The following is a 12491-nucleotide window of genomic DNA, read 5'->3' on the forward strand; positions in this document are numbered from 1 at the left end:
GCCGCCGGCCCCCCTTGACGGCCCGTCCCACCACGGAAAAACACAAGACTTCCGGGATCCCCCCGGGGAATGGCCGGGGGGAGGAGTGGGGAGGAGCGGCCTGGTCTGAGATGCGCAGCCCTTCTTCGGCGGCGGTCATCCGCACACGGCCCCGGCAGGACCGGCAGCTCAGCCGGAACGGACGCGCGGGGCGGTCAGAGCATCCAGGGCCAGGCGCCTGGGCACCCTTCCGAGGCCGTCGACCGCCGGTATGGGCGTGCAGACGCCCACCAACCCGTCAGGGTTGGTGGGCGCATCAGATCGCTACGCACTGCCGCTCGGCTCGGCGACTACCGGCCGTCTTTGGCCGGACAGGGGAGAAGCGCCAGTTCGGCTGGTTCTCCAGGGCGTTGGATTCCTTCGCCGAAGCGGGGGCGGTGAACGTGCCCGCCGCCGCCGCTCCGACCAGACCGGCCGTCATACTGAGCGCCCTGGACAGGAACGTCCGCCGGTCCGAACCCTCGGTTCCGGAGTGCGGAGGGGACCCAGTCCGGCACGGGATGTGCCGGACCGGGCCTGCGTTCAGAAGTCCCAGCTCTGGCTGCGTGCGCCGTTGCAGCCCCAGCTCACCAGGAGCTGGCCGTTGTCCGCCCGGCCGGCCAGGATGTCGAGGCACTTTCCGTTCACCCGGTTGCGGATCTCGCTGCCGTTGCGGAACCACTTCTGGTGGCGGCCGCCGTTGCAGTCCCACATGCTCACCGAGCCCTGGTCCTCCATGTGGGGGCCGTAGATCTCCAGGCACTTTCCGTTCAGGTTGGAACGGATCTGCTCGCCGTCCCAGTACCACTGCTGGTTGGAGCCGCCGTGACAGTCATACGTCACGACGGAGGCGCCGTTCTCCTGGTGGTACATGAAGATGTCGGCGCACCTTCCGTTCAGGTTGGACTTGAGGAGGGGCGCCGCGGCAGACGCGGGTGTGCCCGTCAAGGTGGCGCCGGCCAGCAGCCCGGTAGCCGCCAGCAGAAGCGTCAGTCGCCGTACAGGCCTCATGGGTTCTCCTTCGTGTCGCCCTTGCGCAGGTTGCGCTGGGCCATGTCTAGCCGCCGGTTGATGTCCGGTGCCGGAACGGGGATTCCGGACATCAATAGCTGGACAAACACCACCCATCGCGACTGCGCAGAGGCGCAGGAAGGAAGGTCATGCCCCGCCCCGAACGGCCGCTCGACCCGGACGTCAGTCCGCTGACACAGTTCGCCGCCGACCTTCGAAAGCTGCGCGAGGCGGCGGGACGGCCGCCCTATCGGGCGCTGGCCAAGAGGGCGCACTATTCGTCCACGACGCTGTCGGACGCCGCGGGCGGGCACGCGTTTCCGAGCCTGGGTGTCACGCTCGCGTATGTCGAGGCGTGCCAGGGGGACCGGTGCGCTTGGGAAGCCCGATGGCATGCGGTCGCCGCCGAGATCGCCGCGAGCGCGCAGGGGGCCGAGCCCGGGAAAACCAGCGGGCCGGGCGCACCGTACGCGGGCCTGTCGGCGTTCCAGCCGGAGGACGCCGACCGCTTCTTCGGGCGCGAACGGCTGACCGGCGAGGTGCTCGCGAAAGTGCGCGAGCGCCGGTTCCTGGCGGTCTTCGGGCCGTCGGGATCGGGGAAGTCCTCGGTGCTGCGGGCGGGGCTCGTGGCCCGCGCGCGGGCATCGGGGTGGCCGGTGATGCTGTTCACGCCGGGCTCGCGTCCCGTGGAGGAGTGCGCCGTCCAGCTGGCCGCGGAGACGGGCGCGGCTCCCGGCGCGCTGGTGGCCGAGCTGCTGGACGATCCCGGGGCGCTGCACCTGAGGGTCCGGCAGACCGTCATCGACCGCGCACCGGACATCGACGCGCTGATCGTGGTCGACCAGTTCGAAGAGGTCTTCACCCTCTGCGGGGATCCCGCCGAACGGGACGCGTTCATCGCCCTGTTGACCACGGCCGCCACGGCGGCGACCAGCCGGACCCGGGTGGTGATCGGCGTGCGCGCCGATTTCTACGGGCACTGCGTCAAGGACCCCCGGCTGGTCGAGGCGCTGCGTGACGCGCAGATCGCGGTCGGCCCGATGAGCAGCCAGGAGCTGCGCGAGGCCATCACCCGACCGGCCATGCTCGCCGACTGCACGGTGACCGGCCCGCTGCTGGCGGCCGTGATCGCGGACGCGACCGGTCAGCCGGGTGCGTTGCCCCTGGTCTCGCACGCGATGGTCGAGACCTGGCGCCGTCGCAGCGGCAGCCGTCTGACCCTGGACGGGTATCTGGCGGCCGGCGGCATCCAGCACGCGCTCGCGCAGACCGCGGAGGCCGCCTACCGGGGGCTGTCGCCCGTGCAGCAGGACCTCGCCCGGTCACTGTTCCTCCGGCTGACCGCGCTGGGTGACGGTACGGAGGACACCAGGCGCCGCATCACCAGGGACGAGCTGGACCCGAACCCCGACACCGCCTTCGTGCTCGAATCCCTCGCCCGGCAAAGGCTGGTGACGCTGGACGAGGGGTGCGTCGAGATCACCCACGAGGCGATCATCCGGTGCTGGCCGAGGCTGCGCGGCTGGCTGACCGAGGACCGGGACCGGCTGCTCCTGCACCGGCAGCTCACCGACGCGACCGCCGGCTGGGAGCTGCGCGACCGTGACCCGCACGCCCTCTACCGGGGGGCTCGCCTGGCCGCGGCACTGGACCTGGCCGCCGAGGACGGCAGCCGGCTGACCTCCAGGGAACAGCGCTTCCTCGACGCGAGCCGGGAAGCGCAGGCCGGCGAGACGGCGGCGGCCAGGCGGCGGACGGTCCGCCTGCGGCAGCTGGTCACGCTGCTCACGGTGCTGATGATCATCGCGGCGACCGCGGGCGGGCTGGCCGTCGACTCGCGCGACTCCGCCATCCGGCAGCGCAACGTGGCCATCGCGCGGAAGGCCGCCGCGGACGCGGCCGAGGTGCGGCCGCAGGACCCCTCGCTCGCCGCGCAGCTGAACCTGGCCGCGTACCGGCTGGCACCCACCGACGACGTCCGCGACCAGCTCATGAGCGCCTTCGCGACGCCGTACACGAGCCGGCTCACCGGCCACACCTCCGACGTGGTCTCGGTCTCCTTCGCCCCCGGGAGCCGGGTCCTGGCCACCGCGAGCTGGGACCGCACGGTCCGGCTGTGGGACGTCGGGGACGCCCACCACCCCGTTCAGCTGGCCGTCGTGAAGCAGCCGGAGCCGATGTGGTCGGTGGCGTTCGGTGAGGGCGGCCGTGTCCTGGCCACGGTGAGCGAACGCTCGGTGCGGCTGTGGGACGTGGCGAACCGGCGTGCGCCCGCCGAACTGAGCACGCTGCCGGACCAGCGGTCCGGGCCGACGTGGGTGGCGTACGGGCCGGGCGGCGTCCTCGCCACCGGCCACGCCGACGGCGCGGCGCGGCTGTGGAAGGTGAACGATCCCCGCCACCCACGGCTGCTGGCCACCTTGCCGGGCCACAGCGCCGCGGTCACCTCGGTGACCTTCAGCCCGGACGGCCGAACGGTGGCGACCACCGGCGACACCACGGCCAGACTGTGGAATGTCAGCGACCCCGCGAATCCCCTCCTCCTCGACGTCCTGCGCGGACACACCGACACGCTGACCTCGGCCGCGTTCAGCCCGGACGGCCGGATGGTGGCGACCGGGAGCTGGGATCGCACCTCGCGGGTCTGGGACATCGGCAGCAGCCCGCGGACGAAGCCGCCGGCCGTCCTGCTCGGCCATCCCGCGATCGTCTGGTCGGTGGCGTTCAGCCCGGACGGCGGCACGCTCGTCTCGGTAGGGGGGTCCACCCAGTTCTGGGATGTCGCCGTCCCTGCGAAGCCGAAGCGGACCAGCACGATCCAGGGCGGCTTCTACCAGGCCGCGTTCAGCCCGGACGGCCACGTGTTCGCCCACTCCGACCGACTGCTGGACCTGCGGGACCTGTCCCTCGCGACCCACGACGACGTGGTCACGTCCCTGGCGCACGGCCCCGGCGGCCGACTCCTCGCCAGCGCCAGCTGGGACGGCACCGCACGGCTGTGGCAGGTCACCGGCGGCCGGGCCCTGTGGCCGCTGTCGGTCCTGCACGGGCACACCAGGTTCGTCCGGTGCGTGGCGTTCAGTCCGGACGGGCGCACCCTCGTCACGGCGAGCGAGGACGCCACCGTCCGGGTCTGGGACGTGGCCGATCCCCGCAAGCCCCGGCTGAGATCGGTCCTCAGCCCCGGCGCCGGCGAAGTCGGCGGCGTCGCCTTCGGCGCGGGCGGCCGCCTGCTGGCCGTGTGGGCCCTGGGCACGGCTGGACTGTGGGACCTGACCGATCCTGCCCGACCCAGGCGGCTGAGCCGGATCGCGGAGGACGGCCCGGACGTCACGATCGCCTCGTTCCGTCCGGACGGCCGCACGCTGGTGACGAGCAGCGGCGAGTCGGGTTCCCTGCGCTTGTGGGACGTCAGCGATCCCCGCACCCCCCGGGAACTGCCGCCCCCGTTCCGGTCCGAGCCTCTGACCGGCGGCGTTTTCAGCCCCGACAACCGGAGACTGGCCGCCTTCCACCGTACGGACAAGACGGTGTGGCTGATGAACATCGACACCATCGGCCGCCCGACCAAAGTGAGGCGGCTGCCGGCGTCCGGCTCCTGGCTCTACCGGCTGACCTTCGACGCGGACGGCCGCCGCCTGGCGGCCGGTGCCTCGGACGGCAAGGCCCTGCTCTGGGACGTGGCCGGAGCAACGACCCCCACCGTCCTCACCGGCCACGCGAACCCCGTACCGGCCGTGGCGTTCAGCCCGGACGGCACCACCCTGTCCACCGGCGGCAACGACTTCACGATCCGCCTGTGGGACACCGACCTGGCCAGGGTCGGCGCCCGCGTCTGCGACAGCGCGCACCCGCGGATCACCAGAACCCAATGGTCCCGCCACTTCACGGCGGTCGCCTTCAACCCACCGTGCCCCGCCACATCACATCGGTGACCATCCATCACCGTCGGGCTATTTGATGCGGTCGAGGAAGTCGAGCACGCGACGAAGGGGGCGGTTTCGTGCGTCCGTCCACGTGGCTAGGGTGCTCCGCATGACGATTCGCGCTGTGGTTTTCGACGTCGGCGAGTGCCTTGTGGACGAGACCCGGGAGTACGGCACCTGGGCCGACTGGCTGGGTGTACCGCGCCACACCTTCGCGGCGATGTTCGGAGCGGTCGTGGCGCAGAATCGGGACTATCGCGAGGTGTTCCAGGAGTTCCGTCCCGGCTTCGACCTCACTGAACAGCGGGAGGCCCGTGCTGCCGCCGGCCAGCCTGAACACTTCGACGAGTCCGACCTGTACTCAGACGTACGCCCCGCGTTCGCGCAACTCCGCGCCGACGGCCTGTGGCTCGGGATCGCCGGGAACCAGACCGTCCGGGCAGGTGGCCTGCTCCGCGATCTCTTCACGGACGACGTCGACCTGATCGGGACCTCGGACGACTGGGGCGCCAGCAAACCCGACCCTGAGTTCTTCGTCCGTGTGGCCAAGTCCCTTCCATTCGCGCCGGACGAGATCCTCTACGTCGGCGACCGCGTCGACAACGACCTCCGCCCCGGCAAGCAAGCGGGGATGTGCACCGCGCTCGTCCGTCGGGGCCCCTGGGCCACGATCCAGTGGGACACCGTCGAGGCCCGCGAGCTGCCGACGTTCCGCGTAGAGAGCCTCGCCGACCTGTCACCCCTGATCGCCGAGTTCAACAAGCAAGCGCGCTGACCACAGCCCCCCCAGCCGTAGAGCCGGTCATCGAGGTCGCGGACGTACTGCTCGTGCTCCCACGGGCCAAGTGCACGCCGTACCTCCCGGACCCGCTCCAGGCCAGTGGCGTACCAGTGCGTCTCCAATAGCTCCAGTGCGCGGAGGGCGTACTGGGCCGCCTCGTCCGGGCGCCCGGCAGCGGCGCGAACTGCGCCGTCGCGCCTTCCGACGTGGTGTGTCGATCCACAGAAGTTGAGCCAGATCCCATTCTCGTGAACGTGGCCAGCCGAGGCAGCAGTGCGACACGTCGTGGCCGCACAGCGCAACGCCCCCTCTCGGCCCTTCGGAGTCCGGGAGGGGGTCTTCCGTTTGTCCGGCGTCAGTCCAGCGGGAGCGCCTGGTGCGCGGCCACGATGACGTCGATGCGGTGTGCGAGGTCGAAGTCCGCGTGGGTCAGGCGGTGGCCGGCATCATGCGTAGTGATCGACGCGCGCAGGCTGTCGATGCGGAGGTCCAGGTCGGCATGGTGCTGGATGCGCCGGGACCTGTCAGCGATGGTCACGATCGCTGCGACGGCCGCGTGGTAACGGATCTCGTAGGTTCGGGTGATCTCGTCGCCCTTGCGCTCCCACCCCGGCAGCCCCGCCAGGTGCTCGACGATCACCTCGTCGGACAACGGCTTCGGTACACCCATGTCAGCTCCCCTCGTTCACGCGCGCCAGGACCTCCGTGAGGTCCCGGCCTACCGGAGCATCGTGCCACGGCCTCATCTCCCGCTCCAGCGCGTTCAGTTCGCGTAGCATCCGCGCGGACCGGGTCTCTGTCGCGATCTCCACTGCCGCGCGAGCGATCTCTAGCGCCTGCTCCGGTTCCCGGGCTACGGCGGCCGCCGTAGCGTGTCGGGCAAGGTACACGCCACGATCCCTCCGGGCGGTCGCGGGAACCGCGTCGAGGACTTGCGACCACAACAACTCCGCTTCCCGGCCTAGGCCGAGACGGCCGTAGCAGGTGGCTCGCTGCACCTCAAGGTAGCCCGGCGTGCGCCGACAGGCGTTACCCCACGGCAGGTCGTCGTCCACGCGGGCGATGAGTCCGCCCGCAGTGTCGATCAGGCGGTCGACGGCGGTCCGGTCACCCGTGAGACTCGCACCGTGGGCCTGCTGCTGCATCGCCATGACCCGCACTTTGGGGACGATGCGACCGTCATCAAGTACGGCCTCGCACAAGTCGATTACGCCGTGCCCGTCACCGAGGTCGGTGCGAACCTGGGCGAGGTTGACGAGTGAGTACCCGACAAGGTGCGGATCCCGGGCGCGGGCCGCGATCTCCTGCGTTACGCCCCGCCAAAACGCGGCCGCGCCGAGGTCTCCGGCGTCCTGGTAGAGCCAGCCGACGAGCGCGGCGTATGCGGCACCAACGCGAAGAAGTCCGCGGCGAGTCTCGCCCTTCGCACTACGGACGAGCTTGTCGATGAGCTGGAACTGCGCACTGACGGTGCCGACAAGATCGTGAGGGCCAAGAAACATGTCGGCGCGGTAGTGACCTTCCAACTGTTGCTGGAAGTAGTCGATGAGGGCTGGGTCGACATGCTGCGTGGCAACGGGTCCGGGCATGAGCGCGGCCGCCGTGACGGATACGAACGTCCTGCGCTTCACATCGTCCTCTGAGTGGGCTTCAGGTCGGACCCAGCCGACAGGCACTCGGAAACCGAGGTCCTCGGGCCATCGGCCGAGAGCATCGTGCAGCACGGTCGCCGTCTCTTCCGACGGCCAACCGGGGCTGCTGCCTTCCCAGCGCCTCCACGTTCGCGCAGACACCTCGTACGAACGGTCGTCGAGGAAGCTCTGCCCGTGAAGGCTGAGTGCCGCCGCAGCGGTGTCCATGCTGCGCCATCCGACCCGCAGTCGGGCGGCCCTGAGCGCGTCATTTCGGTGGCCCATGGCCCCAGTGTGAGGTGTCATCGCGCGTATCCCCGGCCATGGCCGCCACGTGGCCATCGATGGCCACGCGATGGCCTATCTGCCATCTGAGTGCAGCGACATCATCCACCTACAACCACAGAACGCGCTGACGAACCGAGGTAGCCGGTGACGACACAAGCAGGCAGGAATATCCAGGAGTTGATCGCTGAGGCTCTTGGCCCATATCCGGAGCGCCCGTCCGCTGAGGGCGTGGCACAGCTCATCGATGGCCTCATCACACGCGGTGATCAGCTCCACGATGCCGTGACACGTCTTCCCCAGACCCGGCGGGACCCGCGACTCTCCAATGCGGTCGAGGATTGGGAGTACACCTCAGCGGTCGGCCCACGGACTTCTGAGCCGAACGCGAATTGGAACCATGCCCGCGGGCTGGCCCGAATTGCGCGGGCCTTGACGGCAGTTCTCAGCGACTACGAGCGCCCACCAAAGCGCCTCTGCTGTCACTGCGATCGACCGATCCTGCACGAGGACTATGAGACGATCCCCGGACATTCGATGTCCGGCGCCCGCCCAGACCAACACGCCCACGACTGGACAGATCCGGAGTGCCGGCCGATCCAGGCGCGTGACCGGTGACCGAGCGCCTGCGGCAGATCATCTACGTCCTGATCGTCCTGGGAGTCCTTGCCGTCATTGTCGCCAGCACCTACTGATCTCAGCCCAAGACGGTCCGCATTCGCCAAGCCGAGCGAGAGTGTGTAGCGATCTGACGCGCCCACCGACCCTGAAGACGTTCTCGTCGTCCTCTCGCTCATGCTGGCGGTCGACGTCTCGGGAAGGGTGTTCAGGCGCCCGGCCCTGGATGCTCTGACGGCCCCGCGCGTCCGTACCGGCTGAGGTCACGGTCCTGCCGGGGCCGTGCGCGGATGACCGACCGGAGGGAACCTGGGCATCTCAGACGGGGCCGCTCCTCCTCTTATCCCCTCCCGGCCATTCCCCGGGGGGATCCCGGAAGTCTTGTGGCGTTTCGGGGTGGGTCGGTCGGTCAAGGGTGGCCGAAGGCCATCGCGAAGCGACGCGACCAAAGGGAGCGCTCTTGACGGACCGGCCCGCACCGAAAGGACACTGGACTGCCGGGACGCCCCCCGGAACCCCACGCAGCCACCGCCCCACCCGCAGCACAAGCCCACCCCCGACCCGACCGGCAAGGCGCCGTGGCCGCGCTACACCACCGAGGGGGGCGGGTGGGCAACCACCGGCTGACGGTGGTGGTGAGAGGGGGGGAAGAAGCCCCGCCCCTACCCCCCAGGCCCCTGCCCCGTAGATCCCCGGACCACCAGCTCCGGCTGGAAGACGTACTCCGTGCGTTGGACCGGGGTGCCGGCGACCGCCTCCAGGAGGGCGCCCACCGCCGCCGTGGCCATGGCGCGGACCGGTTGGCGGACCGTCGTCAGCGGGGGGTCCGTGAAGGCGATGAGCGGGGAGTCGTCGAAGCCGACCACCGAGACGTCCTCCGGGACGCGCAGGCCCCGCTCGCGGGCCGCCCGTATGACGCCCAGGGCCATCGGGTCGCTGCCGCAGACGATGCCCGTGCAGCCGCGGTCCAGGAGGGCTCCGCCCGCCGCGTGGCCGCCCTCCACCGTGAACAGGGTGCGCTGGATCAGGCCGTCGGCCGCCGCCGAGGGGAGGGCGGCGACGAAGCCCGCCTCCTTGCGGGCCGACGGGACGTAGCGGGTCGGGCCGATGGCCAGGCCGATCCTGCGGTGGCCCAGGTCCTCCAGGTGGCGGACCGCCATCTCCGCCGCCGCGCGGTCGTCCGGGGAGATGAAGGGGGCCTGGACCTGTTCGTTGAACCCGTTGATGAGGACGAACGGGACCCCCCGGGCCGCGAGCCGCTGGTAGCGGGACGGGTCGGCCGAGGAGTCCGCGTGCAGGCCTGACAGGAACACGATGCCGGTGACCCCGCGCTCCTCCAGCTGCTCCACCAGCTCGTCCTCGGTGGCCCCGCCCGGGGTCTGCGTGCACAGCACCGGGGTGTAGCCGTGGCCCGCCAGGGTCTGCTCGATGACCTGGGCGAACGCCGGGAAGATCGGGTTGGTCAGCTCCGGGGTGAGGAGACCTACCAGGCCGTTGCTGCGCCGGCGCAGCCGGACCGGGCGTTCGTAGCCCAGCAGGTCCATGGCGGCCAGCACCCTGTGCCGGGTGCCGGACGCCACGCCCGCCTTGCCGTTGAGCACGCGGCTGACGGTCGCCTCGCTGACCGCGGCCTGCGCGGCGATGTCCGTCAGCCGCAGCGGGGAGGTCATCCCCGCCACCACACCGCCGTGTCGGCCGGCAGCTCCGACGGGTCGGGCAGGTCCCCGCTCGCCAGCAGGACGGTGCCCGGCGCGGGCATCCGTACCGGCTCGGCCGTGGTGTTGACCGTGCAGGTGAAGTCCCCCCGGCGGAAGGCCAGGACGCCCGCCGGGGCCTCCAGCCACTCCACCGCGTCGCCCGCGCCCAGCTCCGGGTGCGAGCGGCGCAGACGCAGCGCGGCGCGGTACAGCTCCAGGGTGGAGGCCGGGTCGCCGGTCTGCGCGGCCACGCTCAGTCCGGCCCACTCGGCCGGCTGCGGCAGCCAGCTGCCGCCCTCGCCGAAGCCGTACGGGGCTTCGGTGCCGGACCACGGGATCGGGACGCGGCAGCCGTCGCGCAGGCCGTCCTGGCCGGCGCTCCGGGCGAAGGCTGGGTCCTGGCGGACGGAGTCCGGGAGGTCGGTCACCTCGGGCAGGCCGAGCTCCTCGCCCTGGTAGACGTACGCCGAACCGGGCAGGGCCAGCATCAGCAGCGCGGCCGCCCGCGCCCGGGCCAGACCCTCCGCCCCTCCCCCGTAGCGCGTGACGTGGCGTACGACGTCGTGGTTGGACAGCACCCAGGTCGTCGGCGCGCCCACCGGGCGCATCGCGTCCAGGGACTCGTCGATGGTGGCGCGCAGCGCCTGCGCGTCCCACCCGGTGTTCAGGTAGTGGAAGTTGAAGGCCTGGTGCAGTTCGTCGGGCCGCAGGTACATGGCCGTACGGTCGGCGCTGGGCGTCCAGGCTTCGGCCACGCCGATGCGGTCGCCGGCGTACTCGTCGAGGACCCGGCGCCAGGAGCGGTAGATCTCGTGGACGCCGTCCTGGTCGAAGAAGGGCAGCACCTGGTTGCCGAGCAGCTTGAGCTGTTCGCCGCGGCCGAGGTCGGGCAGGCCGGGGGCCTTGACCAGGCCGTGGGCCACGTCGATGCGGAAGCCGTCGGCGCCGAGGTCGAGCCAGAAGCGCAGGATCGAGCGGAACTCGTCCTGGACCGCCGGGTGCTCCCAGTTGAAGTCGGGCTGCTCGGGTGCGAAGAGGTGCAGGTACCACTCCCCGTCGGCGACCCGGGTCCAGGCGGGGCCGCCGAAGATGGACTCCCAGTCGTTGGGCGGCTCCGCGCCGCCGTCGCCCCGCCCCGGGCGGAAGTGGAAGCGTTCGCGCAGCGGGGTCCCGGGGCCTTCGCGCAGTGCCTGCTTGAACCATTCGTGCTGGTCGGAGCAGTGGTTGGGGACCAGGTCCACGATGATCCGCAGGTCCAGCGCGTGGGCTTCGCGGATCACGGCGTCGGCGTCGTGGAGGCTGCCGAACATCGGGTCGATGGCCCGGTAGTCGGCGACGTCGTAGCCCGCGTCGGCCTGCGGGGAGGCGTAGAAGGGGCTGAGCCACACGGCGTCGACGCCGAGTTCCTTGAGGTAGGGCAGTCGGCTGCGGATGCCTTCGAGGTCCCCCATGCCGTCTCCGTTGGAGTCGGCGAAACTGCGCGGATAGACCTGGTAGATCACCGCTTCTCTCCACCAGCCGGGCTGGGTGCCGGTGGAGGTGGGGAGGCCGTCCAGCGAGGGTTCGGCGGCGAGGTGCTGGGTCATGTCGTCCTTGAATGGGTCGGGCCGGGGGTGAGAGGGGGCAGGCACCGGGTGGTCGGCCCGTGCGCGCGGGGGCGGGTCAGCCCTTGGTCGCGCCTGCCGTCATCCCGGCGACGAGGTGACGCTGGGCGAAGAGGAAGAAGAACGCCGCGGGGATGGCGATGAGGATGGAAGCGGCGCTCATCGCACCCCAGTTGGACGTGTATTGGGTGACGAAGGTCTGCAGGCCGCCGGCCAGGGTGAGGTTCTCGTCGCCGACCATGAAGGCGGAGGCGTACGCGACCTCGCCCCAGGCGGTGATGAAGGCGTAGAAGCCGGTGACGGCGAGGCCGGGCTTGGCGAGCGGCAGGATGAGGCGCCAGAAGGTGCCGAAGGGGTTGAGCCCGTCGACGCGGCCGGATTCGTCGATCTCGACCGGGATGGTGTCGAAGAAGCCCTTCATCATCCAGGCGCAGAACGGCACGGCGATGGTGAGGTACGTGATCACCAGGCCGAGCGGCTGGTTCAGCAGCCCCAGGTCTCCCATGAGGTTGTAGAGCGGGACGATGAGGATGGCCATCGGGAACATCTGCGTGATGAGAAGGGTCCACATCAGCGGCTTCATTCCGGGGAACTTGAAGCGGCTGACGGCGTATCCGGTGGTGGCGGCGATGAACACCCCGAGGACGGTGGTGATGCCGGCGACCAGGACGGAGTTGCCGAACCAGGAGAGGAAGGACGTCGACTCCAGCAGGTAGCTGTAGTTGTCGAGGGTCGGTTCCTTGACGAAGTCCGTGGAGATGGCGTGCTTCGCGGGCTTGAGGGAGGTCAGCAGGACCCACAGCACCGGGAAGACGGCGATCACGGCGGCCACGGCCAGGGTGGCGTGCAGGCCGGCGGAGGCGAGCGGGGAGCGCGTGCCGCGCGGGCGGACGGCGGCCGCCTTCACGGAACTCGCTGCA

At 70.8% G+C, this 12491-nt stretch carries 9 protein-coding genes; 3 read left to right on the forward strand and 6 right to left on the reverse strand.

The window, feature by feature from the left end; translation table 11 throughout:
• Positions 1-561 precede the first annotated feature (561 nt).
• Entirely contained in the window at positions 562-1029 is a 468-nt protein-coding gene (locus tag AC061S_RS31370; protein ID WP_478689257.1) for an RICIN domain-containing protein, read from the reverse strand.
• A 149-nt stretch (positions 1030-1178) separates the two neighbouring features.
• Here AC061S_RS31370 and AC061S_RS31375 point away from each other — a divergent pair, with 149 nt between their 5' ends.
• Both AC061S_RS31375 and AC061S_RS31380 read left to right on the forward strand, forming a co-directional pair.
• Positions 1179-4964: an NACHT and WD repeat domain-containing protein gene (locus AC061S_RS31375; protein WP_478689258.1), complete on the forward strand. Its 3786-nt coding sequence runs from the start codon at positions 1179-1181 to the stop codon at positions 4962-4964.
• 100 nt (positions 4965-5064) lie between these two features.
• A complete protein-coding gene (locus AC061S_RS31380) occupies positions 5065-5730 on the forward strand; it encodes an HAD family hydrolase (RefSeq protein WP_478689259.1) in 666 nt (221 codons plus the stop codon).
• A 361-nt stretch (positions 5731-6091) separates the two neighbouring features.
• On the opposite strand, the gene AC061S_RS31385 is transcribed toward AC061S_RS31380, so the two are convergent.
• Together AC061S_RS31385 and AC061S_RS31390 are read right to left on the reverse strand one after the other, a co-directional pair.
• The gene (locus AC061S_RS31385) at positions 6092-6406 is read right to left on the reverse strand and encodes a 4a-hydroxytetrahydrobiopterin dehydratase (protein WP_478689260.1); all 315 of its coding nucleotides are present in this window, start codon (positions 6404-6406) and stop codon (positions 6092-6094) included.
• A gap of 1 nt (position 6407) precedes the next feature.
• Complete coding sequence (locus tag AC061S_RS31390; protein WP_478689261.1) at positions 6408-7673, reverse strand: Twin-arginine translocation pathway signal; 1266 nt, start codon at positions 7671-7673, stop codon at positions 6408-6410.
• A gap of 126 nt (positions 7674-7799) precedes the next feature.
• On the opposite strand from AC061S_RS31390, the gene AC061S_RS31395 reads away from it, so the two are divergent.
• Positions 7800-8270, forward strand: coding sequence for a DUF6415 family natural product biosynthesis protein (locus tag AC061S_RS31395; RefSeq protein WP_478689262.1), 471 nt, complete (start codon positions 7800-7802; stop codon positions 8268-8270).
• Positions 8271-8932: 662 nt separating this feature from the next.
• On the opposite strand, the gene AC061S_RS31400 is transcribed toward AC061S_RS31395, so the two are convergent.
• The 3 genes from AC061S_RS31400 to AC061S_RS31410 form a co-directional block, all read right to left on the reverse strand.
• Positions 8933-9940 carry a LacI family DNA-binding transcriptional regulator gene (locus AC061S_RS31400; protein WP_478689263.1) on the reverse strand — a complete coding sequence of 336 codons (1008 nt, stop codon included), beginning with the start codon at positions 9938-9940 and terminating at the stop codon, positions 8933-8935.
• A complete protein-coding gene (locus AC061S_RS31405) occupies positions 9937-11553 on the reverse strand; it encodes a glycoside hydrolase family 13 protein (protein ID WP_478689264.1) in 1617 nt (538 codons plus the stop codon). Before AC061S_RS31405 ends, AC061S_RS31400 begins: the two co-directional genes overlap by 4 nt.
• A 76-nt stretch (positions 11554-11629) precedes the next feature.
• A complete protein-coding gene (locus AC061S_RS31410) occupies positions 11630-12478 on the reverse strand; it encodes a sugar ABC transporter permease (RefSeq protein WP_478689265.1) in 849 nt (282 codons plus the stop codon).
• Between the last annotated feature and the right edge of the window lie 13 nt (positions 12479-12491).

The organism is Streptomyces sp. CA189 (assembly GCF_056428985.1).

Excerpts from the sequence above, each read along its gene's own strand:
- AC061S_RS31375 (WP_478689258.1), top strand. The coding sequence starts at position 1,179 with ATGCCCCGCCCCGAACGGCCGCTCGACCCGGACGTCAGTCCGCTGACA.
- AC061S_RS31385 (WP_478689260.1), bottom strand. The coding sequence starts at position 6,406 with ATGGGTGTACCGAAGCCGTTGTCCGACGAGGTGATCGTCGAGCACCTG.
- AC061S_RS31380 (WP_478689259.1), top strand. The coding sequence starts at position 5,065 with ATGACGATTCGCGCTGTGGTTTTCGACGTCGGCGAGTGCCTTGTGGAC.
- AC061S_RS31370 (WP_478689257.1), bottom strand. The coding sequence starts at position 1,029 with ATGAGGCCTGTACGGCGACTGACGCTTCTGCTGGCGGCTACCGGGCTG.
- AC061S_RS31405 (WP_478689264.1), bottom strand. The coding sequence starts at position 11,553 with ATGACCCAGCACCTCGCCGCCGAACCCTCGCTGGACGGCCTCCCCACC.
- AC061S_RS31390 (WP_478689261.1), bottom strand. The coding sequence starts at position 7,673 with ATGACACCTCACACTGGGGCCATGGGCCACCGAAATGACGCGCTCAGG.
- AC061S_RS31400 (WP_478689263.1), bottom strand. The coding sequence starts at position 9,940 with ATGACCTCCCCGCTGCGGCTGACGGACATCGCCGCGCAGGCCGCGGTC.